The following is a 25,277-nucleotide window of genomic DNA, read 5'->3' on the forward strand; positions in this document are numbered from 1 at the left end:
CAGCGGGTATTGGTGGCTTGCTGCGGACTGGGAAAACCTCCTACCGAGTTGCATCGACTGTAATCGACGGAGACGTCAGCAGACGCCTTCGGTTGTTTCGGACCTTCGCGTGCTCGCGCAGACGATGAAGACGGGTAAGCAGGACGCGTTCCCGATCAACGGCGTCCGCGCGAGGGATGACGTCTCGGATCTCGTGGGCGAACTGCCATTGCTTCTGGACCCTACGCGGGACGATCCTAGCGAGCATATCGCCTTCTACACCGGTAATGGGCAGGGAGCGGGGATCGTTTATCCGGTCGCTTCTGGAGCGATGGAGCCGACACACCTCCCTGCCTTGAGCGAGAGTCAGGTTGTTGTGGCCGAACGAGCTGCACGGGCGGGCCTGAGCACTAGAGGTGCCGTTTCAATCCAAGTTTATGGCTTGAATCGCCTTCGCCTTGTTCAAGAGCGCGCCGGCATCGTGCGCCGGCTTCAGTTCCTGGAGGCCCTGTTACGCGATCTCGGTCGCATCGCCGCTGGCTTGGACAAGCCGCATCTCGGCAGTCATCACGAGGTTACAGAGGCCGTCGCCGGGCTTCGCCACCTGCAAGGCAAGGTCCTTGCCGAGATGACATCAATGGCAGATCCGCGAGCGCCGTTCTCGGCGATCGCCAATGCGTATTTGGTCGAGTTTCGTCGGAGGGCACGCTGATGCGGGTTTATTCAGAACGCTTCGACTGCGCTTCGCTAATACGATCGGCGCCGGCATAGAAAGAGTGTCGCCCCGCAACTGCGCAGTTGCATGGGGACCAACTTTTCCTTCCTTCGTCTGGTGATGTCGAAGACCCCATCACCAAACATTGAAACCTGGCTGGATCGATGACATCCACGCCGCCCCCACGCCCAAAGGCAGCCGAGTGTCTACGCCACAACGAAAGCGACATTGGACAAGGCGACGACCAGCGTAGTGCGTCTTCACGATAGGTTTGATCCGAACGAACTTACATCGATGTTGACGAACTGGTCGGCCTTTTACGCTGCACTTTCCAGCCCCCTGGGTTGCGGCGCTGCGGGCACCGGTCCCAGGTCAGGCTGCATCGTCCTTAGGGAACAGGCTGTCGAGCGATGCGATCGGCGGTCCGGAGTCGATCTTCACAACCGGCAATGCATCGAGCGTCTTACCCAGCCGGTGACGAGCGCGATGTAGATCGACGTCCCGCTGCACGTCCATCCAAAACTCGGCGGTCTCGCCGAAGACCCGTTCCAGCCGGAGCGCCATCTCCGCAGTGATGTTGCGCTTGTCGTTAAGAATCTGATTGACGCTGTAGCGCGTTACGCCGAGAGCCTGAGCCAGTTGGTCCTGGGTCAGGCTATCCCGCCCCTCGAGCTTGCCGCGTAACAGTTCGGCGGGTGTCGCAGGGGTCCACGTGGAGGGGCGGTCAGGCATTGGTCAGACCCTTTCGAGAGCGAGTCGCCAGGCGCTGGAACCGGTCCACTCGAAGGACAGGCCCCACTTGCCGCAGACAGGCGCAATGTAGCGGCCGTCGGCCCATGGGGCGACAGCGGTGAAGGTTGCCACATCGGCCCAGCAACGACAGTTGAGCAGAAGGCGGATGAGGCGATAAGCGGGTCCTACGACGGCCTTTGGCAAGGCCGCGCAGGCATTGGTATCCAAGATATCTTGGACGCGGGGATCGGAGATGCGCACGCGCGTGTTCCTTTAAATTCCAAATAGGGGAGAGCGAAAGCTGTCCCCTCATCGGCGGAGGAACTCCGGTGCTGAGCTGATGACTGAGAATCTGGTCGTGGACTAGACTGGCGACCCTGAGCGACGGCCGGGTAAGGGTGAGCGGCTGTCGGCAGACATTGGCGAGGATGAGGTCGTCTAGGGCTCGCTTGAGAAGGCTGACCGTTACATCCGCCCGGTCAACCACCATGTCACGGAGGCGCTCGACGATCCGGTCGATGGCGGCGGCCGATAGCTGTAGCCCCATGACTGCGGACAGACGATGCTGTCCATCGACGATGAAGCGCGAAGATCGTTCTACCGACCCAATTCGACTCGCGGCGCTCCAGAAGCTGGATTTGTCTGTCGACAACTCATCCAGCAGCGACCACGCTTGGACTTTGTTCAACCACGCGTCCGTTTCGCGCGTCTGGGCCGCACTTATCGCGTACGACGACGGCCACAACCAGTCGAGATCCCAACTGCTGGGCTTGGGATCCACGCTGAGATAGCAGAGTTCCTTGGGCTCAACGATCCTCGACCACGTGCGGGAGATCGCAACAGTCGACCGACGTCGCACGGGCGGCTGGGCCGATCGTATGCAGTTGCGCCAAAAGAGCGCTTGCGTGCGATGCAGGTAGGGAGATCCATCAAGGCCACAACGCCCAAAGGGCGTATCAAGGTCGAACAGCGAACGCCGATCGTAGCCCACGGCCAGACACTGGTTGATCTGTTCCCAATAATTTACCACTTCGTGGTCGGATCCGGCGGCAATACTTTGCGCGGCATCCCCGTCGCCCGACGCAGCAACCGCAACCTCGCCCAACGAACTGCTTAAGCCGGTCCAAAACAGCGCGCAATCGAAGCTGTCTGAATCAACCACGGCCTTCCGTGCAGCCAAAGTCGCTCCCGCCTCCCTAATGCGCTCCGACACATTGATCTCTAAAGCAGCCCTTAGGTTGATCGCGACGGCATCGCGAGAGTGAGCCGAGCAAGCAGCCGCTATTGGCGCGCTCTCAGCGGAGCGGGACGCGCATAAGGCCGGAACAGCGATGTCGAACTGATCGACCATGTGGATTGCTGTAGTCCATAACACAACACGCGTCAAACAGAGGTTTCAAACTTGTTGCCGCTGAAGCAAGATCGACCAGTTTGTTGAGAGGCTTAAGGTCAAAGTTTGCACCACCCTAAATCCAGAAATGATGGACCGTAGGCACGTCGACGCCGCAATGACTCATGCGTGAAAGCGACTCCTCATATTTTCTTGGCACCAGCAGACTCGGCCAGACCGGAGACCATTGCGCCGATAGCCTCGAGCCAGCTCGACGATCACTCGGGGGATGAGCACTCAGTTTTTTACCGCCTGTCGCTCGCGGGGTTCGATCGACCAGCGGCACACACAGTTTGCCTTCTACGAGAGCGCGATCGACAGCTGGTCACAAGGCGACATATCCCCGTAGCTGCAGCCTTCCACCAACCCGCAGTCAGTGGAGGACCATTCAGCCGAATAAGTGTCAAATACATTGCACCTTGCTGAGAGGCACTAATCCGATTTTAGACGAGGTGGCGGACGGCCTTTAGAATAAGGTTTCCGTGCGCACCCTCACATGGTCGGCCGGGGGTGAATTCGTGGGTAGCAGAAGTAGAGCTCCGCAACGCATTGTTTCCATGGCGTTATTTTCAGCCGCGAGCGGACACCCTCTCCGCCACCGGCCTGACGAAGGCCTAGGCCTAGTTCCAACATTATCGAAATGAGGCTTCGGCCTTTCTCATCGGGTGTCTGCGCCTGCAACTCGGCCTCGCAGGCATTGCGCATTGAATGATTATGATACCGGTGTCAGTATTAGTCTCGTCGGATATCAGATGGACGGCGATCGATGATCACGCGACGTAAGGCGCTGCTGAACAGCATGGCGACCGCAGGTCTGCTTTCGGCATCCTCCAGCGTGCTTGCGGCCACGGCGCCGAATCACGTGATGACCACAGCCGGGCCGGTCATCGGTCTGCGGCAGGACGGGATTAGCGTCTTCAAAGGAGTGCGATATGGGGCGCCGACGCGACGGTTCCGGCCGCCGGAGAAGCCGACGCCATGGCGCGACCCGGTTCGTGCAACACGTTATGCCGCGGCCAGTCCGCAGCGCGGCGATGAGCCGAATCAAAGCGAAGACTGCCTGTTCTTGAACGTCTGGACGCCGGGGACCGACGCGGGTCGGCGACCGGTGATGGTCTATATCCACGGCGGCGCCTATTCGAGCGGATCAGGATCGGATCCGCTGTATGACGGCACGCGTCTGGCGACGCGCGGCGATGTCGTGGTGGTGACGCTGAACCACCGGCTGAATGTTTTCGGCTATGCCTATCTGGCGCGGCTGGCCCCGGGGTTCGAAGATTCGGGCAACGTCGGCCAGCTGGATCTGATTCTGGCGCTGCAATGGGTACGGGACAATATTGCCGCGTTCGGCGGCGATCCGTCCAGGGTGATGCTGTTCGGTCAGTCCGGCGGGGGCGCCAAGATCGCCACCCTTATGGCGACGCCGGCGGCGCAAGGTCTGTTCCACCGCGCCGCGACCATGAGCGGTCAGCAGGTAACGGCGTCCGGGCCGATCAACGCCACGACGCGGGCGACGACCTGGCTGAAAGCCTTGGGCCTGACGCCGGATCGGGCGGCCGAGGCGGCGACGATGCCGGTCGAGCGGCTGCTCGAGGCGCAGAGCGCCGAGGATCCGATCCTGGGCTTTGGCGGCCTGTATTTCGGGCCGGTGCTGGATTTCCGCACCCTGCCCCGCCACCCCTTCTATCCCGATGCGGCGCCGCTGGGCCGATCGATCCCCATGATCATCGGCAACACGCGCGAAGAAACGCTAGGATTTATGGGCAACGATCCGAAAAACGTCGGCCTGACGTGGGACACCTTGGCGGCGCGGCTGTCGCCCGGCGTCATGCGCATCGACATCACGCCCGAAGCCGTGATCGCCGGCTATCGCGCCATGCATCCTGAATGGTCGCCCGACCAGGTGCTGATCGCCGCGACGACGGCTGGGCGGTCCTGGCGAGGCGCGGTGATCGAGGCCGAGGAGCGGGCCAAGGCCGGGGCGCCAGCCTGGGTCTATCAACTCGACTTCCCTGGCGAACTGGCCTCGGGTCGCAAGGGCGCCTTCCATACCGCCGACATTCCGTTGGTGTTCGACAATGTCGAGGCGACGGGCTCACGGACGCGTGGGCCGGATGCGCAAATCATGTCGGACCGGATGAGCGACGCCTTCATCGCACTGGCCCGCGACGGCGATCCGAACCATACCGGACTGCCGCGCTGGGACCGCTATGAACTGCCTCGCCGCCAGACAATGTTGATGGATATCCAGCCGCGCATGGTGGACGATCCGCGCGGCGACGAGCGGGCCTTCTTCGCGGCCATTCCCTATATCCAACCGGGAACCTAGAGCGGAAAATCCAGCCGGGCGGCCCAGGCGCGCACCAGATCGGGCCAGACCTGGGCGGGTTTGCCCTGGATCAGGCGGACGCCGAAACCGTGGCCGCCTTCTTGGAACAGATGCGCCTCGGTCGGGACGGCGGCGGATTTGAGCGCGGTCAGCAGTTGCAGGCTGTTCTCGACCGGCACGGCCGCGTCGTCCATGGCGTGCAGCAGGAAGACGGGCGCTGCATTGCGCCACTCCATCTGCTCCAGAGAATAGGCCGCGATCCGCTCGGCCGACGGCGTCTCGCCCAGCAGATGCGTCCGCGATCCGGCGTGGACGTATGGGTCCGCCATGGTCGCGACCGGATACATCAGAACGGTCAAATCGGGTCGCAATGAAACCGTGTCGGCCACGTCGATCGGTTCGTAGGTCGCGTCCGTCCGGGCGCTGGCCAGCCCCGCCAGATGGCCGCCAGCCGAGGCACCCAGCACGGCGATCTTATGTGGATCAATGCCATAGTCAGCGGCGCGGCTGCGGATCAGCCGGATCGCACGCTGGGCGTCTTGAAGGGGCGCATCGGCTCCGGCCGCCCAGCCGTCAGCCGGCAGGCGATAGCGCAGAACGAAACAGGTCGTGCCGCTGGCCGCGAAGACGCGCGCAACGTCATACCCCTCCTTGTCCAGCACAGCCCAGCGATAGCCGCCGCCGGGGATAAGAAGCATCGCCGAACCGTGCGGCCGCTCGGGAAGAAAGACGGTCAGGATGGGGTCGGTCGTGTACTGGGCGTAGCGGTCGTGAAAGGCGGGATCGGTCGAGCGCTCAGGCACAACCGGCGTGACGGTCACACCCTGCCCGCCCGGCGCGCCGTCGGGCCATAGGCGGATGATCTCGGTTGGGTCGGCCGGACCGGCGCGGCCGCCGTCCGCCACTGTCTGCGCTCTCGCCCCGGATGCGCCAACCAAGGCCCCCATCGCCAGACCCAAAAGCGTCCTGCGTTCCAAATCCATCACGGTTCTCTCTTCCTGAAAAGACGACGGCCGGACGATCGCTCGCCCGGCCGCAATCCTTGATGACTTCGCGGCGCTGAGCCACTCAGTCGTTCGTCAGACCTTGGCCAGTTCGTATTTCGGCGTGATCAGGTGAATGACCAGAAGCGCGATCAAATAGGCCGAGGCCGCCACGATGAAGATGGGCGTATAGGTGCCGATCTTCTCCAGGACGTAGCCGGCGTATTTGGCCATCGCCATGCCGCCGATGGCGCCCAGCATGCCGCCGATGCCGACGACCGACCCCACCGCCGAGCGGGGGAAGACATCGCCCGGCAGCGCATAGAGATTGGCCGAAAAGCCCTGGTGCGCGGCCGTCGCCAGTCCGATGATGCCGACCGCGAGCCAAAGGTTTGACGCTTCGGCCGCGAAGGCCACCGGCACGGCGCACAGGGCGCAGATCAACATGGTGATCTTGCGGGCCTTGTTGATGCTCATGCCCCTGTGCATGAAGCGCGACGACAGCCAGCCCCCGCCAACCGAGCCGATGTCGGACAGGAGATAGATGGCGACCAGCGGCGGGCCGAAGGTCTTCAGATCCAGCCCATAGGTCTTGCCCAAGAAGTCCGGCAGCCAGAACAGGAACATCCACCAGATCGGATCGATCAGGAACTTGCCCAGAGCATAGGCCCAGGTTTCCTTGACCGTCAGCAGTTTGGTCCATTTGACCTTTTCGACAACGTCGGCCGGGTCCTGCTCGATATAGGCCAGCTCAGCCGCGGACAGCTTCTTCTGCTCGCGCGGCTTGCGATAGACCAAGAGCCAGATCGGCAGCCAGATCAGGCCCAAGGCCCCGGTGATAACGAAGGCCATCTGCCAGCCGAAGGCCAGCACGAGGCCCGGAACGATCAGAGGGGTGACAATGGCGCCGATATTGGTGCCGGCGTTGAACAGGCCCGTCGCGAAGGCGCGTTCCTTCTTGGGAAACCACTCTGCGACCGCCTTGATCCCGCCAGGGAAACCGCCGGCCTCACCGACGCCAAGGACCATCCGCGCCATCATGAAGTGTGACAGGTCTCGCGCCGCACCGTGCATGATATGGCCGATCTGCCAAATGCCGAAGGCGATCCCCAGCCCCCAGCGCGCGCCGATTCGGTCCATGATCCGGCCCCACAACAGGTAGGCCACGGCGTAGGACGCCTGGAACCAGAAGACGATGTCGGCATAGTCCGTTTCGGACCAGCCGAACTCGGCTGACAGCGTCGGCTTGAGGAAGCCGATCATCTGACGATCGACGTAGTTGATGACCATGGCCGCGAACAGCAGCCACATGATGATCCAGCGATACTTGCCGGGGGATGGCGCCTTGATCTGGATCGGTGGCGCGACGGAGGCGTCTGACATGGTTATGAAAACCCGTTCCTGAATATTCCTCGACACGTCCCTGCTCTTTTCCGTCCCTGAACGGCGGCGGGGTAGGCGTCCGATGATGTTACTGGGCTTCGGCCCTGACGACCGAACAGTGAAGTTCTGCGATACCCTTGAAGATGCACACGGCCTCGTCGCCCGCGCGAACACGGTGGACGCCAGTGACAGCGCCGGTCGAAACCAGCGTGCCCGCCTTCAGCGGACGGCCCCAGCGCGCGCAATGTTCCAGCAAAAACCGCACGGATTCCATCGCGCCGCCCGCAAGGGACTGCGACCCTCCGGTGCCGACGCTGGCGCCATTTATCACCGTCTCGACCGTGATGCCGTCCAGACGCTCGCGCCAGTTCTCGACCTCGGGACCGATCATCAGTCCGCCATTGTTGCCGAAATCGGAGGCGACCACGGCTGATCCCAGGTCGTTGATCGTCGAAAGCGGGCTGCCGGCCAGTTCGACGCCGATGAAGACCTTGTCCACGACGCCCATGGCGTCTTCGATAGTCCAATCTGTCTTGGCGGGATCCGCGTCGACGCCGATCCGAGCAATGAACTCGGCTTCAACCGCTGCAAACCCGCCCTCGATTTCGGGCAAAGGCACGACCGTGTCGCCGGGCGCCGGCCAGACATTGCGCGCGAAAATGGCGCCGGCCAGACGATGGATCCCCAGCTTCGGCTGCTGCTCGGGCGGGACACCGCCCACCTTCCAGCCCACGACCTCATCGGGAAACAGACCGATGGCGGCGTCCTGGATGGCGTAGGATTCGGCCATGCTCTGGGGAATCACGCCCGGATAGTCTGGCGTGCTGCGCGCCGCCAGACGCGCGGCGACGAACTGCTGTGCGATCGCCGCCGGATCGGCCAACAGCGCGTCGTCCTGGCTCGCAAGAGAGGGGGTCGAAGTCAAAGGTGTCGCCTCGTGAATAGGCTGCGATAAGAGCGACGAAGGAAACCGGTGTCAATGCGCTTTAACTGAGCCCCATGGCGTCGGCCGCGAGTCGCGGCTATGCCTTCAAGCTGCACATAGGGAAGGAGCCGAACCTTGGCTCAAGACGATCCGCGATCCGGCAAGCCGGGCAAGCGGGCAACCATCAACGATGTCGCCCGTGAGGCGCAGGTCTCCAAGAAGACCGTCTCGCGGGTCATCAATCAGTCGCCGTTCGTCAAGGAAGACACGCGCGAAAAGGTCAACGCCGTCATCAAGGCTCTGGGGTTCACACCTGATCCACAGGCGCGCGGCCTGGCCTTTCGACGCTCGTTCCTGGTCGGTCTGATCTACGACAACCCCAGCCCGACCTACGTCGTGAACATGCAGCAAGGCGTGCTGGATGCGCTAAAGGGGTCCGGCCTGGAACTGGTCGTTCATCCTTGCAATCGTAACTCCCCTACCCTGCTGGAAGACATCAGAGGCTTCGTCGAGCGCCAACGTCTGTATGGCGTCATCATGCCGCCGTCGGTGTCCGAGGACGAACAGGTCATCGACCTGCTGCGCGATCTCGACTGCCCCTATGTCCGCATCGCCTCGGTGGCGTTGGACGAGCCTCAGGCGATGGTGGTCACCAATGACTGGATCGGCGCGGCCGAAGCGGCGGCGCATCTGGCCGACCTGGGACACAGACGGATCGGTCTGGTGCGCGGGCCGGACCTGTTCCGGTCGTCGGCCGTGCGGGGCAAGGGGTTCCTCGACGCTCTGGCCGAGCGCGGAATCCCGCTGGACCCGGCTTACGATTTCAAAGGCGCCTATACGTTCGAATCAGGTGTGGAGGCGGGCCACGCCCTCTTGGCGCTGGAAACGCCGCCGACCGCGATCTTTACCCTCAACGACGACATGGCCATCGGGGTGATGCAGGCGGCGCGAGATCGCGGGCTGGAACTGCCTCGCGACCTGTCCGTCGTCGGTTTCGATGATTTGCCGATGGCGGCGCGGGTTTGGCCCAACCTGACCTCGGTGCGCCTGCCGATCCGAGACATGGGACGGATGGCGGCCGAAAAGCTGCTGGCGCCGATGCGGGGCGTGGATCCGGCCACGATGCAGCAGCCCGAAGTTCGACCGGCCCTGGTGGTGCGCAAGTCGGCAATCCCGGCAGTCTGAGTTGGGTCGGCGCGCGTGATCGCGCCGACCTCTTTGCCTCAGGCCGTTTCGAGCGCAGGCTTGGCGGCGAGAACGCCCTTCAGATAGTCGCGAATGCCTTCGTCGGTGGCATTGGCGAAGAAGTAGTCCTGGAACTTCTCGCCGGCGATGGCGGCCTTCAGCAGGTCCTGATCCATCGTCTTCAGAACCGTCAGCATGTCGTGGCAGGTCACGGCTTTCAGGTCGCTGAGCACGCCGCGATTCTTGCGCATGATTTCGGCGCGCTCCTTGGGGTAGCCCAGGCCGCGCTCGCCTTCGAACAGCTTGCGATACACGTCCTGCAAATTCAGTTCTGCCGCCCAGCCGAAGCCCTTCGCATAAGGCATCGAGATGGCGTTGCCGTCGTTGATCTGGCCGAACAGGAAGGCGTCGGTCGGGTCGATCACCAGACCGCAGAAGACGCCGGGCATGCTGTTGCACGCCAGCATGGAGCCCATGCCGGTTCCGCAGCCGGTGACGACGAAATCGGCCGCGCCGGAGTTCAACAGGATGCCGGTCAGCACGCCGTTCATGACGTAGGTCAGCGAGGCCTTGTCCTCGGCCGCATACATTCCATAGTGGAAGACTTCATGGCCCAGGGGTTCGGCAACGGCGGCCAGAGCGCCATGCACCGTCTCGCTTTTGGCGGCCTGGCTGTTTTCGATGATGAGAGCGATCTTCATGGTGGGGAATCCTCAAGACGGTGGCGAAGCGATGCCGACATATGTGGACGGCGTTGGTCTAATCGATTGCATCATTATATGACACCGGTTACCTAGTCCACAGAAGGACGGGCGCAAGATCCGTCTCGATGGCTCGCGCTGCGAGTTCCCAGGGAGACCGGCATGTACGACCCCATGTACGACAAAGTCTATCAGGCCACTCATCCCGACATGATGGACGGCGCCTCAAACCAACAGCTGCGCGATCGCTATCTGATCGAGAACCTGTTCGTTCCGGGCAGAATCAGCCTGAATTATTCCCACCACGAGCGCATGATCATCGGCGGCGCGACACCGGCCGAGACCGCCCTGAGCCTGCCCACCCAGTCGGAGCCACCCTCCTTGGCCGGCGTGCCGTTTCTGCAGGCCCGTGAACTGGGCGTGGTCAATATCGGCGGCACCGGTTCGATCACGGTGGATGGCGAGACTATCGAACTAGGCTTCCGTGACGGCCTGTACGTGCCGATGGGATCGAGCGACGTCAGCTTCGCCTCGAATAACCCCGCCGAGCCGGCGAAATTCTATCTGGTCGCCACGCCGGCCCACGCCCGCTACGACTTGACCAAGATTTCGATCGAGGAGGCTGTGCCGCTGGAAATGGGGTCGCTGGAGACCTCCAACGAACGGACCATCTATCAGTACATCGTTCCCGCCAAGGTGAGGTCCTGCCAGTTGCTGTTGGGCGTGACGGTGCTCAAGTCGGGCTCGGTGTGGAACACCATGCCGCCGCACATTCACGACCGCCGTTCGGAAGCCTACCTCTATTTCGGCCTGGGCGAAGACGACCGCGTCTTCCACTTCATGGGCGAACCAGACAAGTCACGCCACATCGTCATCGCCGACGGCGAGGCGGTGATCTGCCCGCCGTGGTCGATCCATACTGGCGCAGGCACTTCGAACTACACCTTCATCTGGGGCATGGGCGGCGAGAACCTCGACTACACCGACATGTACAAACTCGACATCTGCCAGCTGAAGTAATCAGGACAAGAGGAAGAAAAGCATGAGCAATCCATTCGACCTGACCGGCAAGGTCGCGCTGGTGACCGGCGGCAATGTGGGCCTGGGCCAAGGCATCGCCCTGGCTTTGGCTGAGGCGGGCGCAGACATCGTCTCGGTCGCCCTGTCGGACTCCGACGACACGGTCGCCAAGGTACAGGCGATGGGCCGTCGTGCCCACGCCATCAGCGCCGACCTGACCTCGATCGAGCCGGTCGAGCGCGTCGTGCAGGAAACTCTGGCCGCCATGGGGCGGATCGACATCCTGGTGAACAACGCCGGTCTAATTCGCCGCGCCGACGCCGTCGACTTCACCGAGGCGGATTGGGACCTAGTGATGAACATCAACCTGAAGACCGTCTTCTTCATGAGCCAGGCGGTCGCCCGTCTGTTCATCAAACAGGGCGACGGCGGCAAGATCATCAATATTGCCTCCATGCTGTCCTTCCAGGGCGGGATCCGCGTGCCTTCCTATACGGCGTCCAAATCGGGCGTCGCCGGCCTGACCAAGCTGATGGCCAACGAATGGGCGCCGCACCGCATCACCGCCAACGCCATCGCCCCCGGCTATTTCGCCACGGCAAACACCCAGGCCCTGCGCGAGGACCCGGTTCGTTCGGCCGAGATTTTGGGCCGCATCCCGGCCGGGCGCTGGGGCGAGCCGTCGGACCTGGGCGGCGCGGCCGTCTTCCTGGCCAGCCGGGCCTCCGACTACGTCCAGGGCGCCATCCTGCCGGTCGACGGCGGCTGGCAGGCGCGCTGATCCGGGGTTAGCGTTGCGATCATGACCCAGGCTGCATCTTCCCGGCGCATCCTCTGCTTCGGCGAGATGCTGCTGCGGTTTTCGCCCAACGCCAACGAACTGCTGATGCAGTCGCCTGCCCTGACCGTGCGTCCCGCCGGCGCCGAGGCCAATGTCGCCGTGTCGCTGGCCCGCTTCGGCGCGCCGACCGGCATGGCGACGGTCCTGGCCGACAATGCGCTGGGTCGCGGCGTGCTTGACGAGGTGCGCAAGCACGGAGTCGACACCTCTCAGGTCGTCTTCAAACCCGGCCGTATGGGTCTGTATTTCCTGACGCCCGGCGCTGTGCGTCGTCCGTCGGAAGTCCTCTACGACCGCGCCGGATCGGCCTTCGTCGAACATGTCGATACGGCCTTCGACTGGGACCAAATGCTGGACGGCGTCGAATGGTTGCACGCCTCGGGCGTGACGCCGGCGACGGGCCCGAACGGCTCGGCCGCTGCCGTCGCCATCATCGAGGCCGCCGTCCGCAAAGGCGTCAAGGTCAGCTACGACGGCAACTTCCGTGGCAAGTTGTGGGAACAATGGGATGGCGATCCCCCAGCCACGCTGGGCAGAATGTTGGCAGGCGCCGCGGTCGCCTTCGCCGACGACCGCGACTTCGCCCTGGTGCTGAAGACGACGTTCGACAGCCCCGATCCGGCTGTGCGGCGTCGTGAAGCCGCCAAGGCCGCCTTCGCCGCCTTCCCTCGCCTGCAACGCATCGCCTGCACCCTGCGCGTTCAGGATAGCGTCGCCGACCAGGCCTTGTCGGCTGTCATGCTGACCCGCAATGGCGGCGACGTGATCGAAACCAGAGCCGAGGCCATTCACATGGCCGGCGTCGTGGACCGGGTCGGCGGCGGCGACGCCTTCGCCTCCGGTGTGCTGTTTGGCCTGTGGAGCGGCTGGTCGGATCAGGAGGCCCTCGACTTCGGCCTCGCCGCCGCCGGCTTGAAACATTCGATCCCCGGCGACTTCAACCTGTTCTCAGCCGACGATGTGCGCGCCGCTATGGGCGACGGCGGGTTCGATATCCGCCGCTGAGGCTGCTAACATTGAGATTGTGTGGAGGCCGCATGGGGAAGTCCATGCGGCCTTTTTCAATGGCGCCATAGGGCTAGGAAACCGGTGTCAATCATGCTTCAGTGATGCTTCGAAACGGTCAGAAGAAACCGTGCGAGAGAGGTCACACCAGGAGTTTCCATGTCCGTCACGTCCATGAACCGCCGCGCCTTGCTGGCCGCAGGCGCCGCCGCCACCTTCGTCGCCGCTTCAGGGCCCGTCCTGGCCCAGGCGTCGCCAGAGCGCGCCGCCATTCTGGACACCATGAAGCGCGCCGCTCGGTTCATGAGCGAAGAGGCCGCCGTCGAAGGCGGCTATGTCTGGCAATATCTGCCCGACTTCTCGCGCCGTTGGGGCGAGCTTGAGGCCAACCCGACGATGATCTGGGTCCAGCCGCCGGGCACCGCGACCGTGGGCCATCTGTTCCTGGACGCCTATCACGCCACCGGCGACGAGTTTTATTATGAAGCGGCCAAGAAGGCTGCGGACGCCCTGATCAAGGGCCAGCACCCGCTGGGCGGCTGGAACTATGTGATCGATACCGCCGGCGAGGAGTCGCTGAAGCAGTGGTACGGCACGGTCGCCGCCAACGCATGGCGGCTGGAAGAATTCCATCACTACTACGGCAACGCCACCTTCGACGACGCGGGCACAGCCGAGGCGTCGCAACTGTTGCTGCGGACCTACCTTGAAAAGAAGGATCGCAAATATCTGGCGCCGCTGAACAAGGCGATCAGCTTCGTGCTGGAAAGCCAGTACGAGAACGGCGGCTGGCCCCAGCGCTATCCCTTCGTCGAGAACGGCGGCCTGCACGGCCATGCCGACTATACGCCCTACATCACCTTCAACGACGACGTGGCCGGCGAGAACCTAGAGTTCCTGATCTACGCCTATCACGGCCTGGCGCGAAACGGCCGGGGCGACGCGAGGATCCTGGACGCCATCAATCGCGGCATGGACATCTTCGTGAAGACGCAGCAGCCGCAGCCGCAACCGGCCTGGGGTCTGCAACACTTCCCCGACACGCTGAAGCCGGCGGGCGCGCGGACAATCGAGCCGCAAGCCTTCGTCACCCACACGACCGGCACCAACATCAAGTCGATGATGGGCTTCTATCGCCTCACGGGCGACCGCAAGTATCTGGCCCGCCTGCCCGAGGCGATGGACTGGCTGGATCAGGTCGCGGCCAAGCCGCCGCTGAACACGCCGGGCCGCACGCACCCGACCTTCATCCTGGAAGGCGCCAACACCCCGATCTACATCCACCGGCGCGGGTCCAACATCGCCAACGGCCAGTACTACGCCGACGACAACCCCACCAATCTGATCGTCCACTACGGTTCGTTCCGCAATGTGGACACCCCTGCCCTGCGCGCCGAATACGCGCGTCTGTCGGCCATGCCGGTCGATGAGGCCACGCGCGGTTCGCCGCTGAAGGCTCGCCCCGGCTCGCTGAACCTGCCCAAGTATTTCACGCTTCAGGATGTGGACGTGTGGGACATGTCCAGCGACGCTCGTCGCCCGACCGCGCCTCACGCCGGTCGCGCGGCCGAAGTCATGGCCGGGCTGAACGCGCGCGGCTATTGGCCTACGCCGCTGACCACGACGTCAAACCCGTACAAGGGCCCCTCGCCCACCGCCGTGACCGGCGGCGAATACCAGATGACCCGCGTCGGCGACCTGTGGGACACCTCGCCTTACAACACCGACTTCCCGGTCGAGGGCGTCTCCACCTCGGTCTTCATCCGCAACATGGGCGACCTGATCGAGTCGTTGGGGGCTTAGGACTTGCGAAGATGTGCATCATCCCCGCTTTCGTGGCGGGGATGACGCACTGATCCGCGTCAGATCGCCAGCATCTCTTGGGTCATGCCCGAGACTGACTTGGCCCCGGTCAGGGTCATGGCGACGCGTATTTCCTTTTCGAACAGATCCAGCAGGTTTTCGACCCCCGCCTGGCCCTTCGCCGCCAGGGCGTAGATGAAGGCCCGGCCCAGCAGGACAGCGTCGGCGCCCAGGGCGATGGCGCGGACCACGTCCAGACCGTTGCGGATGCCGGAATCCACCAGAATCTTCAGCTCGCCCTGCACCGCGTTGGCGATGGCGGGCAGAGCGCAGGCAGACGACAGCACCCCGTCCAACTGACGCCCGCCGTGGTTCGACACCACGATGCCGTCTGCGCCGAAGCTGACGGCGTCGCGGGCGTCCTGCGGATCCAGGATGCCCTTGATGATCATCGGCCCGTCCCAGAAATCGCGGATCCATTGCAGGTCTTTCCACGAGATCGAGGGATCGAAGTTGTTGGCCAGCCAACCGATGTAGTCAGCGAGCCCCGTCGGCTTGCCCAGATAGGCCGAGACATTGCCCAGATCGTGCGGCGTGCCGCGCACCCCGACGTCCCAGGTCCAGGCCGGATGGGTCATCGCCTGGACCATGCGGCGAATCTCGGCATTGGGCCCACTCATGCCCGAATGGGCGTCGCGATAGCGAGCGCCCGGCGTCGGCATATCGACGGTGAAGACCAGGGTCTTCACTCCCGCCGCCCTGGCGCGCTCCAGCGCATTCTTCATGAAGCCGCGATCACGCAGCACATAGAGCTGGAACCACATGGGTCGGTCGATGGCCGGCGCGACCTCCTCGATCGGGCAGACAGAGACGGTCGACAGAGTGAAGGGCACGGCGCGCGAGGCCGCCGCCTTGGCCGCCTGCACTTCGCCCCTGCGCGCATACATGCCGGTCAGGCCGACGGGCCCCAGGATGATCGGCAGGCGCAGGGTCTCGTCGAACAGCTTCGTCTCAAGGCTGAGACTGGTCATGTCCTGCAGCACGCGCTGGCGAAGGGCGATGGACTGCCAGTCCTCGACATTGCGACGCAGGGTCTGCTCGGCATAGGCGCCGCCGTCGATGTAGTGGAACAGGAAGGGCGGCAGCTTGCGCCGCGCGGCTTCCCGATAATCGCTCGGCGACGAAATGATCACGCGCTCATCCTACTGGAAGTTGGCGAAGGCGCCGCCGTCGACCAACAGGGCCGCGCCGGACATATAGGACGCCATGTCCGAGGCCAGGAAGGCGACGACCGAGGCGATGTCCTCCGGCCGGCCCAGACGGCCCAGCGGAATGCGGCCCTCCATATATTCGCGCTTCTGCGGGTCGGCGAGGTCGTCCTTGTTGATGTCGGTGGCGATGGTGCCGGGCAGGACGGAGTTGCAGCGGATGCCGTGACGGCCCAGGGCGACGGCGCAGGACTGCATCAGGCTGTGCACCCCCGCCTTGGTCGGCGTGTAATGGGTCTGCATCTCACCGCCGACGAGCGCCGAGATCGAGCTGATGGCGACAATAGCGCCGACGTCTCCCTGCTTGACCATCTGATTGGCCGCCGCCTGCACCATGTAATAGGCGCCGTGAAGATTGACCTCCATCGTCCGGCGCAGGGTCTCGACCGGCATGTCGAGGAAGGCGTGGAACGGACAGATGCCAGCGTTGGAGACGAAGACGTCCACCCGGCCCAGCGCCTGAACGGCGGCATCGACGAAGGCTGCGGCGCTCTCGGGCTGGGCCACATCGCCGTCGACGGCGATGGCCCGGCGGCCCAGCGCCTCGATCTCGGCGACCACCTCGGCGGCGGCCGTCTCGTCTCGGAAGGTATTCAAGGCGACATCCGCCCCCTGGCGTGCAGCTTCGATCGCCGTCGCCCGTCCGATACCCCGCGATGCGCCCGTGATCAGGACGACCTTGTTCTCAAGCAGCATGCGGGCTCCGGCGGTGGTTCGGTTTCAGGATTTGGGCGACCAGCCCAGGTCTGCGCTGATCGCGTCGGCGGCCTCGGTCACGGTCTTGGTCAGTTCGGTCATCCGAGCGTCGGACATATATTGGGCAGCGGAAGACACGCTGAGCGCGGCGACGATCTGGCCGTTCACCGAACGGATCGGCGCGGCGACGCAACGGATTTGGTCTTCGTTCTCTTCCAGGTCGAAGGCATAGCCCTTCTGGGCATAGCCATGCATCCGCTCCAGCCAGACGGCGCGGGCCGACGAGTCGTAGGTGGCGCCCGGCTCGGCGTAGAAGTCGATCCAATCCGCCTCGGTCTTGTCCAGGATCAGCGCCTTGCCCAGGCCGGTCGAGGCGATCGGATGACGTTCGCCCAGGCGCGAGCCGATGTTGATCCGCCTGCGCCCCGCCACCTTGTCCAGATAGAGCGCATGACGGCCGTCCAGCACGCCCAGGTGGACCGTATCGTCGGTCTGGGCCGACAGCTGTTCCAACCAGGGCCGTGCGACGCGCGGCAAATGCATCTGCTGGCTGGCGGCATGGCCAAGCTCCAGCAGCTTGGGGCCGAGAGAATAGCCCTCGCGCGGGCGGAAGGACAGCAACCGCCGCTCGACCAGGGCCGAGGCCAGACGATGGGTCGTGCTGCGCGTCAGCTCCAGCTTTTCGGACAATTCGGCCAGCGGCAGTGAGCCGTCGATCAGGGCGTCGATAACGTCCAGACCCCGCAATAGGGTCTGGCTACCGGACGCCTTAGCGCCGACCTCTTCATCCCCATCGACCTGTGCGGTCTTGATTGACGGCGTTCGTCCCATTTCGTAATCCTCATTCTCAGAATGTAGCAAAACGCGCAAGTCTATCCACTACACGGACCTGACTTTGACGCTGTGCACGGAGGAACGCCAGTGAAATCCCGCATTATGGGAGCGAATCGCCAATCACTGGTGATGAGGCGATGAGCCGCCTCCCCCGCATCAAGCACGTTCGCGCCTTCGTCGTGAAGAACGACGGCACGGGCGGCGGCGCCGACTACCACGATCAGGGCGATGGCCACTGGATCGACGACCACATCGCCACGCCCATGGCGAAATACCCTGAGTACCGCCAGAGCCGCCGCAGCTTCGGCATCAATGTGCTGGGCACCCTGGTCGTCGAGATCGAGGCCGAGAACGGCGTGGTCGGGTTTGCGGTCACGACCGGCGGCGAACCCGCCGCCTATATCGTCGAGAAACACCTCGCCCGCTTCCTGGAAGGCCGCGATCCGTCCGAGGTCGAAAAGATCTGGGACCAGATGTATTTCTCGACGCAGTATTATGGCCGCAAGGGTCTGGTGGTGAACGCCATCTCCGGCGTCGATCTGGCGCTGTGGGACCTGCTGGGCCGTCTGCGTCAGGAGCCGGTCTTCGCCATGCTGGGCGGGGCGGTGCGCGACCAACTGACCTTCTACGCCACCGGTGCGCGGCCCGACAAAGCCAAGGAACTGGGCTTCATCGGCGGCAAGATGCCCCTGCACCACGGCCCGGCCGAGGGCGAGGAAGGCCTGCACAAGAACATCGCTGAACTCGCAGCCATGCGGAACGCCTGCGGCGACGACTTCTGGCTGATGTTCGACTGCTGGATGGCGCTAGACCTGAACTACGCCACCCGCCTGGCCCACGCGGCGCACAAGCTGGGTCTGAAGTGGATCGAGGAGGCGCTCAGCCCCGACGACTACTGGGGCTATCAGGCGCTGAAGAAGAACGCTCCCAAGGGGATGCTGGTCACGACCGGCGAGCATGAGGCCACCCGCTGGGGCTTCCGCATGCTCTTGGAGATGGAATGCTGCGACATCATCCAGCCGGACGTGGGCTGGTGCGGCGGCGTCACCGAACTGATCAAGATCTCCGCCATGGCCGACGCCAAGGGCGTGCTGATGATCCCGCACGGCTCATCGGTCTATTCCTACCACTTCGTGGTGACCCGCCATAACAGCCCGTTCGCCGAGTTCCTGATGATGGCCCCCGGCGCCGACGAGGTCGTGCCCATGTTCCACCCGCAACTGATCGGCGAACCCGTCCCCGTAAACGGCCGCCTGAAGGTTCCAGATACCCCCGGCTTCGGCGTCGAGCTGAACCGCGACATCGCCCTGCATCGCCCGTACGCGCGCTAAGACGAAAGCCCTACTTCCACCATGAAACTACTGCGTTACGGGCCCAAGGGCCAGGAAAAGCCGGGCACGCTGGACGCCGAGGGGCGCATCCGCGACCTGTCGGGCGTTATCGCCGACGTCACACCGGACCAACTGCACGGCCCGGCGCTCGAGGCGCTGAAGGCCATCGACCCGACCACCCTGCCCCTGGTCGAGGGCCAGCCCCGCTATGGCGTGCCGATCAATGGCGTGCGCAAATTCCTGGCCATCGGCCTGAACTTCGCAGATCACGCGGAGGAATCGAACCTGCCGATCCCGGCCGAGCCGGTCCTGTTCACCAAGGCCATCACCTGTCTGAACGGGCCGAACGATGACGTGGTCATCCCGCGCGGTTCGGAAAAGACCGATTGGGAGGTCGAGCTGGGCATCGTCATCGGCAAGCCCGCCTCCTACGTCATCCAGGCCGAGGCGCTGGATCATGTCGCCGGCTATGTCCTGATCAACGACGTGTCCGAGCGCGCCTATCAGACCGAGCGCGGCGGCACCTGGGACAAGGGCAAGGGTTGCGACACCTTCGGCCCCGTCGGCCCCTGGCTGGTGACGACCGACGAGGTCGGCGACGTTCAGGACCTGGACATGTGGCTGGACCTGAACGGCAAGCGCATGCAGACCGGCAACACCCGGACGATGATTTTCGGCGTCGCCGAGATCGTCTCCTATCTGTCAGAGTTCATGACGCTGGAGCCTGGCGACCTGATCACCACCGGCACCCCGCCTGGCGTGGGCCTGGGCCAGAAGCCGCCGCTCTATCTCAAGGCTGGCGACATGGTCCGTCTGGGCATCCAGAAGCTGGGTGAACAGGGTCAGACCTTCGTGGAGTGGACCCGATGAGCGCCTACCGGGATCGGTTCGCGGGCCGCACCGCCGTCGTCACCGGCGGCGCCTCCGGCCTAGGCAAGGCCTCGGCCGCTCGGATCGTCTCCGAGGGTGGCAAAGTCGTACTGTGGGATCTGAACGCCGACGCGCTGAAGGCGGCGGCCGAAGAGGTCGGCGCGACCCACGTCGTGGCCCTGGACGTCTCGGACGCAGACGCCGTCGCTGCAGCGGCCGAGGAATCCAACAAGGCGCTGGGCAAGATCGACATCCTGATCGCCTCGGCCGGCATCACCGGCGCCACCGTGCCGGTGCACGAGTTCCCGATCGACAGCTGGAAACGCGTCGTCGACATCAATCTGAACGGCGTCTTCTACTGCTGCCGCGCCATCGTGCCCTTCATGCTGACCAACGGCTATGGCCGCATCGTCAACGTGGCCTCGGTCGCGGGCAAGGAAGGCAACCCCAACGCCAGCGCCTATTCGGCGTCCAAGGCCGGCGTCATCGGCTTCACCAAGTCGCTGGGCAAGGAACTAGCCGGCAAGGACGTCATCGCCAACAGCCTGACCCCGGCCACCTTCGAAAGCCCGATCTTGGCCCAGATGCCGCAAAGCCAGGTCGACTACATGCGCTCCAAGATCCCCATGGGTCGCCTGGGCGAGGTCGACGAGAGCGCCGCCATGGTCTGTTTCATGGCCTCGGAAGAATGCAGCTTCACCACCGCCTCGACGTTCGACACGTCCGGCGGCAGAACGACCTATTAGGACGCACGCGTGGCTTCGAACCTTCGCATCGTCGACGGCCACGTCCACCTGTGGGACCTGTCGCGTGCGCGCTATGGCTGGCTTCAGGACGATCCCCTGCCGAACAATCCGGCGGGTGACATGTCGCCCATCGCCAACGCAAACTATCTGCTGGACGACTATCTGGCCGATACGGCCAGCTGGCGCGTGGACAAGATCGTCCACGTCGAGGCGGGCCAGCCGATGGGCCAGCAGCTGGCCGAGACCGACTGGCTTCAGTCGATCGCTGATGACACCGGTTATCCGCACGCCATCGTCGCTGGCGCCGACATGCTGGATCCTGATTTGGACGCCCTGCTGGAAGCTCACGCCGCCCGGCCGAACGTCCGCGGCGTGCGTCAGATCGTCTGCTGGCACGAAGATCCGTTGAAGACCTACACCGACCGCGATCTGTTGCGTGATCCGAAATGGGTCGAGGGCTTCGCCAAGCTGGCGCACTATGGGCTGTCCTTCGACCTCCAGCTCTATCCATCCCAGATGGCCACCGCCGCCATCATCGCCGCCCGCCATCCCGACATCCCGATCATCATCAACCACGCCGGCCTGCCGACCGACCGCGATGCGGCGGGCATGGCGCGCTGGCGCACAGGTCTGCGCCTGCTGGCCGCCCAGCCTCAGGTCTCGATCAAGATCTCAGGCCTGGGAATCACCGACCGTGCCTGGACGCCCGACAGCATCCGCCCGACCGTCCTCGAATGCATCGACGCCTTCGGCACCGAGCGCGCCATGTTCGCCTCGGACTTCCCCGTCGAAAGCGTCCACGGAACCTTCGCCGCCTTCTATTCCGCCTTCGACGCGATCACGGCCGACTTCTCGGCCGACGAACGCGACCGCCTGTTCGCCGCCAATGCCGAGGCGATCTACCGTATCTGACCCATCCGCCAAAGCCGCATCAAGACGGCGAGGCCCGAGGAACACCAGGAGAGTATCCCATGGTCATCGAGACCGACGCCGCCCACACGCCCGGAGGCCTCGCCAAGCCTGCCGCCTCCCTGAAGGGCCCGCTGGCCTTCGCCATCGCTTGCTTCCTGATCTGGGGCCTGGCCTATGGTCTGCTGGACGTGCTGAACAAGCATTTCCAGGAGACGCTGAGCATCAGCCAAGCTGACAGCGCCTGGCTGCAGATCGCCTATTTCGGAGCCTATCTGCTGCTGTCGATTCCGGCAGGCATGCTGCTGCATGCGCGGGGCTACAAGTTCGGCATCGTGTCGGGCCTGGCGGTCACCGCCATCGGCGCCTTGCTCTTCATCCCGGCGGCGGGGGCGGGCGCCTTCCTGCCCTTCGTCGGCTCGATGTTCGTTCTCGCCGCCGGTCTGTGCATCCTCGAGACCAGCGCGGACACCTACGTCAACGTCCTGGGCGATCCGGCCAAGGCCTCACAGCGGCTGAACCTGGCCCAGTCGTTCAACGCCCTAGGCGTCTTCTTCGGCCCCCTGATCGGCGGCGCGGTCTTTTTCAGCCCGACGACGACCGAAGCCCTGGGCGGCGCGACCCGTTCGATCCAGATCGTGTACGGGCTGATCGCCGTCGGCGTGGTCCTGTTCGCCTTTGCCGTCTGGCGCGCCCGTTTGCCGGAGACCGGGCTGTCCGACCACGGCGGTGCGGCGCAAGGCGACGCCCCTGCCCTGCCCCTGTCCAAACAGCCGCACTTCGTCGCCGGCGTGATCACTCAAGCCCTCTACATCGGCGCCCAGGTCGGCATCGGCGCCTATTTCATCAACCTAGTGACGCACAACTGGCAGGGCCTGACCTCGCAGCAGGGCGCCTTCATGCTGTCGCTGGCGGCAATCGGCTATCTGGTCGGGCGCTTCTTCGCCACCGCGCTTCTGCTGAAGATCAAGCCACGCGTGCTTCTGACGGCCTACGGCGTCATCAATGTCGTGCTGACGCTGATTGTCGCCGCCGGTATCGACAAGGTCTCCCCCATCGCCCTGCTGGCCGTCTTCTTCTTCATGTCCACCATGTTCGCGACCATCTTCGCCCTGGGCACCGCCGGCCTAGGCGCCGGCACCAAGAAGGCCTCGTCCCTCATGGTCATGGCCATTGGCGGCGGCGTTCTGCTGCCCTGGCCCATGGGCAAGATCGCCGACCTCTACGGCGCCAACGTCGCCTTCCTCCTGCCCGCCACCTGCTTCGCCGTCGTCGCCTGGTACGGCTGGAAAGGTGCGGGGCTAGGGCTCAAGGCGGAGGCGAAGTGATGCCTCTTCGCACAGCCCTCCTCGCCTTCACGCTGTTGGCCGGTTCCACGACCGCCTGCGCCCAAACGGTCGCGCCCACCGCAGCCTTGGTGCCGGCGTCTCCCATCGACCGCCACGCCTTGGTCACGCGCCACAACGTGACCCTGACCGCCATCGACCGACATGCCCCGATCATGCTGGGTAACGGCGACCTGGGCTTCACCGCCGACATCACCGGGCTCCAGACCTTCCCGGAGCAGTATTCGGAACTGTCGCCCCTGCTGACCATGGCCCAGTGGGCCTGGCACAGCTTTCCCAATCCCAACGGCTATACCGAACAGGACGGCCTGATCGACGTACCCGTGCCGGGTCGGGGCGAGCAGCCCTATGCCTGGATGAAGTCGTGGGCGGTCGCCGAGACCCAGCCCGCCTACACCTGGCTGCGGGCCAATCCGCATCGGTTCTCACTCAGCCGCATCGGCCTGACCTTCGCCGACGGCAAGCCGCTGGACTTCGCCAAGGTCGCCGACACACGTCAGACGTTGGATATGTGGTTCGGTGCCCTGACCAGCCGCTTCACCTATGACGGCCAACCGGTCGAGGTGGTGACCCGCGTCCACCCGACGCTGGACATGGTCATGGTCGAAATCGCCTCGCCTCTGGTGGCCGCCAACGGCCTGGGCGTTCAGGTTCGCTATCCGGGCGTGAACCCCGCCATCAATCCCGACCCGACGACGTTCGAGCGCGATGGCGACCAGAGCCTGAACATCGTCGCCTCCGACACAGGCGACGTCCATATTCGCCGCACCCTGGACGACACCACTTATTATTCCGGCATCACCGCATCCGGTAAGATCGAACAAAGCGGCCCCGACGCCTTCCGCGTGGCCGCTGCTGGTCGCGACCGGCTGACCGTCATGGTCCGCTTCGATCAGCAAGAGCCCGTTGAGAAGACGCCTGCTTACTCCGCCAGCGTCCAGGCAACGACTGCACACTGGAACAGTTTCTGGACCCAGGGCGGCGCCGTTGATTTCACGGGCTCTACCGATCCGCGAGCGGCAGAACTGGAACGTCGCGTCGTCCTGTCGCAATACCTGTCGGCGGTGAACGGCGCCGGCGAACTGCCGCCGCAAGAAGAAGGCCTGTTCTCCAACAGCTGGTACGGTAAGTTCCACCTGGAAATGCATCCCTGGCACGCTGGCTGGCAGGCCATGTGGGGCCATCCCGACATACTTGAACGCAGCCTGCCTTGGTACGTCGGCAATCTGGACAACGCGCGCGCCGCGGCCGCCCGTCACCAGGTCAAGGGCGCTTGGTGGCCCAAGATGGTGGGGCCAGAGGGTCGCAACAGCCCCAGCTTGGTTTCGCCCTTCATCATGTGGCAGCAGCCGCATCCGATCCTTTTGGCCGAACTGGTCTGGCGGGCCGACAAGGATCCGGCCGTGCTCGACCGATACGGCGAGGTGGTCGAGGCGACCGCCGACCTGTTGGCCTCCTGGCCCATCGAACACGACGGCCGGCTGAACCTGGGCACGCCGATGATCCCGGCCCAGGAGAACTACGATCCCTTGACCACGGTGAACCCGACCTTCGAAGTCGAGTATTTCCGGTGGGCGCTGGAAACCGCCCAAAAGTGGCGCGAACGCAAGGGTCAGGCCCGCCGCGCCGATTGGGATCAGGCCCTGGCCAAGATCGCGCCGCCGCCGATGAGGGACGGCCTGTATCTGCCTGTCGAGAGCGTGCCGGACTTTTGGGAGACGGCCATGTCCGACGCCTGTCGCCGACACGCAGCGGCGGCTCAGTGCAAGAACCGCGACCATCCCTCCTTCCTGATGGCCTATGGCTTCATTCCCGGCACGCGGATCGATCCAGCCGCCATGCGCCGCACGTTTGAAGCTGTGGAGCAGAACTGGGACGTGCGCCAGACCTGGGGCTGGGACTTCCCGATGATGGCGATGACGGCGGCTCGCCTTGGCGAACCGGAGAAGGCGGTGAACTGGCTGTTCGCCGACATGAAGAATAATCAGTGGGGCGTCACCGGCATGACGCCTCGCGTTCACCTGGATGAACACGCCGACGAACTGGTGCCCGTCTCGGCCGGTGCCGGCGGCGTGACGATGGCGGTCAATCCGGATGGTCCGGGCTATCGCCGCGCAGCCGAGACTTATTTCCCGTCCAACGGATCCCTGCTTATGGCCGTCGGTCTGATGGCGGCGGGTTGGGACGGGTCCAGCGGCCACGCGCCCGGCTTCCCAAAGGAAGGCTGGACCGTCCGTGTCGAAGGCCTGACCCCCGCGCCGTAATCAAGAAAACCGAGAGGACCGC

Annotated in this window: 22 protein-coding genes; 13 read left to right on the forward strand and 9 right to left on the reverse strand. The window is 64.3% G+C overall.

Annotation, left to right across the window (positions count from 1 at the left end):
- Positions 1 to 109 precede the first annotated feature (109 nt).
- On the forward strand, positions 110 to 691 hold the full coding sequence (locus BLR19_RS03865; RefSeq protein WP_091747373.1) for a hypothetical protein: 582 nt from the start codon (positions 110 to 112) through the stop codon (positions 689 to 691).
- A gap of 375 nt (positions 692 to 1,066) precedes the next feature.
- Here BLR19_RS03865 and BLR19_RS03870 read toward each other — a convergent pair whose 3' ends face one another.
- Positions 1,067 to 1,426 carry a HigA family addiction module antitoxin gene (locus tag BLR19_RS03870; protein ID WP_091747376.1) on the reverse strand — a complete coding sequence of 120 codons (360 nt, stop codon included), beginning with the start codon at positions 1,424 to 1,426 and terminating at the stop codon, positions 1,067 to 1,069.
- A complete protein-coding gene (locus BLR19_RS14580) occupies positions 1,419 to 2,777 on the reverse strand; it encodes a hypothetical protein (protein ID WP_143007328.1) in 1,359 nt (452 codons plus the stop codon). Before BLR19_RS14580 ends, BLR19_RS03870 begins: the two co-directional genes overlap by 8 nt.
- Positions 2,778 to 3,681: 904 nt before the next feature.
- Between BLR19_RS14580 and BLR19_RS03880 the strand changes: the two genes are divergently transcribed.
- Positions 3,682 to 5,145, forward strand: coding sequence for a carboxylesterase/lipase family protein (locus BLR19_RS03880; protein WP_369818842.1), 1,464 nt, complete (start codon positions 3,682 to 3,684; stop codon positions 5,143 to 5,145).
- Here the strand turns inward: BLR19_RS03880 and BLR19_RS03885 are convergent.
- The 3 genes from BLR19_RS03885 to BLR19_RS03895 all read right to left on the reverse strand — a co-directional run bounded on the left by BLR19_RS03885 (position 5,142) and on the right by BLR19_RS03895 (position 8,394).
- Positions 5,142 to 6,128 (reverse strand): alpha/beta hydrolase, encoded by a 987-nt coding sequence (locus BLR19_RS03885; protein WP_091747385.1) that lies wholly within the window; start codon positions 6,126 to 6,128, stop codon positions 5,142 to 5,144. The genes BLR19_RS03880 and BLR19_RS03885 overlap by 4 nt on opposite strands.
- A gap of 96 nt (positions 6,129 to 6,224) precedes the next feature.
- Positions 6,225 to 7,511 carry an MFS transporter gene (locus BLR19_RS03890; RefSeq protein ID WP_091747388.1) on the reverse strand — a complete coding sequence of 429 codons (1,287 nt, stop codon included), beginning with the start codon at positions 7,509 to 7,511 and terminating at the stop codon, positions 6,225 to 6,227.
- A gap of 88 nt (positions 7,512 to 7,599) precedes the next feature.
- Complete coding sequence (locus BLR19_RS03895; RefSeq protein WP_255366421.1) at positions 7,600 to 8,394, reverse strand: 2-keto-4-pentenoate hydratase; 795 nt, start codon at positions 8,392 to 8,394, stop codon at positions 7,600 to 7,602.
- Between the two features lie 177 nt (positions 8,395 to 8,571).
- On the opposite strand from BLR19_RS03895, the gene BLR19_RS03900 reads away from it, so the two are divergent.
- Positions 8,572 to 9,621 carry a LacI family DNA-binding transcriptional regulator gene (locus BLR19_RS03900; RefSeq protein ID WP_091747396.1) on the forward strand — a complete coding sequence of 350 codons (1,050 nt, stop codon included), beginning with the start codon at positions 8,572 to 8,574 and terminating at the stop codon, positions 9,619 to 9,621.
- Between the two features lie 38 nt (positions 9,622 to 9,659).
- Here the strand turns inward: BLR19_RS03900 and BLR19_RS03905 are convergent, their stop codons facing one another.
- On the reverse strand, positions 9,660 to 10,322 hold the full coding sequence (locus BLR19_RS03905) for an RpiB/LacA/LacB family sugar-phosphate isomerase (RefSeq protein WP_091747399.1): 663 nt from the start codon (positions 10,320 to 10,322) through the stop codon (positions 9,660 to 9,662).
- Positions 10,323 to 10,496: 174 nt separating this feature from the next.
- Between BLR19_RS03905 and kduI the strand changes: the two genes are divergently transcribed.
- From kduI to BLR19_RS03925, 4 genes are all read left to right on the forward strand, one after another.
- Positions 10,497 to 11,342 carry a 5-dehydro-4-deoxy-D-glucuronate isomerase gene (kduI, locus tag BLR19_RS03910; RefSeq protein WP_091747402.1) on the forward strand — a complete coding sequence of 282 codons (846 nt, stop codon included), beginning with the start codon at positions 10,497 to 10,499 and terminating at the stop codon, positions 11,340 to 11,342.
- Between the two features lie 22 nt (positions 11,343 to 11,364).
- Entirely contained in the window at positions 11,365 to 12,123 is a 759-nt protein-coding gene (kduD, locus tag BLR19_RS03915) for a 2-dehydro-3-deoxy-D-gluconate 5-dehydrogenase KduD (protein WP_091747405.1), read from the forward strand.
- Positions 12,124 to 12,144: 21 nt separating this feature from the next.
- Positions 12,145 to 13,188 (forward strand): sugar kinase, encoded by a 1,044-nt coding sequence (locus BLR19_RS03920; RefSeq protein ID WP_091747408.1) that lies wholly within the window; start codon positions 12,145 to 12,147, stop codon positions 13,186 to 13,188.
- Between the two features lie 159 nt (positions 13,189 to 13,347).
- Positions 13,348 to 14,991 (forward strand): pectate lyase, encoded by a 1,644-nt coding sequence (locus BLR19_RS03925; protein WP_091747411.1) that lies wholly within the window; start codon positions 13,348 to 13,350, stop codon positions 14,989 to 14,991.
- 59 nt (positions 14,992 to 15,050) lie between these two features.
- On the opposite strand, the gene lldD is transcribed toward BLR19_RS03925, so the two are convergent.
- Genes lldD through BLR19_RS03940 form a run of 3 tightly spaced genes read right to left on the reverse strand, consistent with a single transcriptional unit; the run spans position 15,051 to position 17,786 of the window.
- On the reverse strand, positions 15,051 to 16,184 hold the full coding sequence (gene lldD, locus BLR19_RS03930) for an FMN-dependent L-lactate dehydrogenase LldD (RefSeq protein ID WP_091747415.1): 1,134 nt from the start codon (positions 16,182 to 16,184) through the stop codon (positions 15,051 to 15,053).
- Between the two features lie 9 nt (positions 16,185 to 16,193).
- Complete coding sequence (locus BLR19_RS03935) at positions 16,194 to 16,955, reverse strand: SDR family NAD(P)-dependent oxidoreductase (protein ID WP_091747418.1); 762 nt, start codon at positions 16,953 to 16,955, stop codon at positions 16,194 to 16,196.
- A gap of 24 nt (positions 16,956 to 16,979) precedes the next feature.
- Positions 16,980 to 17,786 carry an IclR family transcriptional regulator gene (locus tag BLR19_RS03940; protein WP_091747421.1) on the reverse strand — a complete coding sequence of 269 codons (807 nt, stop codon included), beginning with the start codon at positions 17,784 to 17,786 and terminating at the stop codon, positions 16,980 to 16,982.
- A 140-nt stretch (positions 17,787 to 17,926) separates the two neighbouring features.
- On the opposite strand from BLR19_RS03940, the gene rhmD reads away from it, so the two are divergent.
- Genes rhmD through BLR19_RS03970 form a run of 6 tightly spaced genes read left to right on the forward strand, consistent with a single transcriptional unit; the run spans position 17,927 to position 25,255 of the window.
- Positions 17,927 to 19,120: an L-rhamnonate dehydratase gene (rhmD, locus tag BLR19_RS03945; RefSeq protein ID WP_091747423.1), complete on the forward strand. Its 1,194-nt coding sequence runs from the start codon at positions 17,927 to 17,929 to the stop codon at positions 19,118 to 19,120.
- A 21-nt stretch (positions 19,121 to 19,141) separates the two neighbouring features.
- On the forward strand, positions 19,142 to 19,990 hold the full coding sequence (locus tag BLR19_RS03950) for a 2,4-didehydro-3-deoxy-L-rhamnonate hydrolase (protein WP_091747426.1): 849 nt from the start codon (positions 19,142 to 19,144) through the stop codon (positions 19,988 to 19,990).
- The gene (locus tag BLR19_RS03955; protein ID WP_091747428.1) at positions 19,987 to 20,736 is read left to right on the forward strand and encodes an SDR family NAD(P)-dependent oxidoreductase; all 750 of its coding nucleotides are present in this window, start codon (positions 19,987 to 19,989) and stop codon (positions 20,734 to 20,736) included. The genes BLR19_RS03950 and BLR19_RS03955 overlap by 4 nt, the downstream gene beginning before the upstream one ends.
- 9 nt (positions 20,737 to 20,745) lie before the next feature.
- Positions 20,746 to 21,648 carry an amidohydrolase family protein gene (locus BLR19_RS03960; protein WP_091747431.1) on the forward strand — a complete coding sequence of 301 codons (903 nt, stop codon included), beginning with the start codon at positions 20,746 to 20,748 and terminating at the stop codon, positions 21,646 to 21,648.
- 59 nt (positions 21,649 to 21,707) lie between these two features.
- On the forward strand, positions 21,708 to 22,973 hold the full coding sequence (locus BLR19_RS03965; RefSeq protein ID WP_091747434.1) for a sugar MFS transporter: 1,266 nt from the start codon (positions 21,708 to 21,710) through the stop codon (positions 22,971 to 22,973).
- Complete coding sequence (locus BLR19_RS03970) at positions 22,973 to 25,255, forward strand: hypothetical protein (RefSeq protein WP_255366422.1); 2,283 nt, start codon at positions 22,973 to 22,975, stop codon at positions 25,253 to 25,255. Before BLR19_RS03965 ends, BLR19_RS03970 begins: the two co-directional genes overlap by 1 nt.
- The last annotated feature ends 22 nt before the right edge of the window (positions 25,256 to 25,277 follow it).

Source organism: Brevundimonas sp. 374, assembly GCF_900102995.1.
GTDB lineage: Bacteria > Pseudomonadota > Alphaproteobacteria > Caulobacterales > Caulobacteraceae > Brevundimonas > Brevundimonas vesicularis_C.

What these genes read in the sequence shown, in the direction of transcription:
- kduD (WP_091747405.1), top strand. Translation starts at nt 11,365, where the DNA reads ATGAGCAATCCATTCGACCTGACCGGCAAGGTCGCGCTGGTGACCGGC.
- BLR19_RS03905 (WP_091747399.1), bottom strand. Translation starts at nt 10,322, where the DNA reads ATGAAGATCGCTCTCATCATCGAAAACAGCCAGGCCGCCAAAAGCGAG.
- BLR19_RS03935 (WP_091747418.1), bottom strand. Translation starts at nt 16,955, where the DNA reads ATGCTGCTTGAGAACAAGGTCGTCCTGATCACGGGCGCATCGCGGGGT.
- BLR19_RS03885 (WP_091747385.1), bottom strand. Translation starts at nt 6,128, where the DNA reads ATGGATTTGGAACGCAGGACGCTTTTGGGTCTGGCGATGGGGGCCTTG.
- BLR19_RS03870 (WP_091747376.1), bottom strand. Translation starts at nt 1,426, where the DNA reads ATGCCTGACCGCCCCTCCACGTGGACCCCTGCGACACCCGCCGAACTG.
- BLR19_RS03965 (WP_091747434.1), top strand. Translation starts at nt 21,708, where the DNA reads ATGGTCATCGAGACCGACGCCGCCCACACGCCCGGAGGCCTCGCCAAG.
- BLR19_RS03890 (WP_091747388.1), bottom strand. Translation starts at nt 7,511, where the DNA reads ATGTCAGACGCCTCCGTCGCGCCACCGATCCAGATCAAGGCGCCATCC.
- BLR19_RS03880 (WP_369818842.1), top strand. Translation starts at nt 3,682, where the DNA reads ATGACCACAGCCGGGCCGGTCATCGGTCTGCGGCAGGACGGGATTAGC.
- BLR19_RS03925 (WP_091747411.1), top strand. Translation starts at nt 13,348, where the DNA reads ATGTCCGTCACGTCCATGAACCGCCGCGCCTTGCTGGCCGCAGGCGCC.
- BLR19_RS03920 (WP_091747408.1), top strand. Translation starts at nt 12,145, where the DNA reads ATGACCCAGGCTGCATCTTCCCGGCGCATCCTCTGCTTCGGCGAGATG.
- BLR19_RS14580 (WP_143007328.1), bottom strand. Translation starts at nt 2,777, where the DNA reads ATGGTCGATCAGTTCGACATCGCTGTTCCGGCCTTATGCGCGTCCCGC.
- kduI (WP_091747402.1), top strand. Translation starts at nt 10,497, where the DNA reads ATGTACGACAAAGTCTATCAGGCCACTCATCCCGACATGATGGACGGC.
- BLR19_RS03950 (WP_091747426.1), top strand. Translation starts at nt 19,142, where the DNA reads ATGAAACTACTGCGTTACGGGCCCAAGGGCCAGGAAAAGCCGGGCACG.
- BLR19_RS03970 (WP_255366422.1), top strand. Translation starts at nt 22,973, where the DNA reads ATGCCTCTTCGCACAGCCCTCCTCGCCTTCACGCTGTTGGCCGGTTCC.
- BLR19_RS03940 (WP_091747421.1), bottom strand. Translation starts at nt 17,786, where the DNA reads ATGGGACGAACGCCGTCAATCAAGACCGCACAGGTCGATGGGGATGAA.
- BLR19_RS03955 (WP_091747428.1), top strand. Translation starts at nt 19,987, where the DNA reads ATGAGCGCCTACCGGGATCGGTTCGCGGGCCGCACCGCCGTCGTCACC.
- rhmD (WP_091747423.1), top strand. Translation starts at nt 17,927, where the DNA reads ATGAGCCGCCTCCCCCGCATCAAGCACGTTCGCGCCTTCGTCGTGAAG.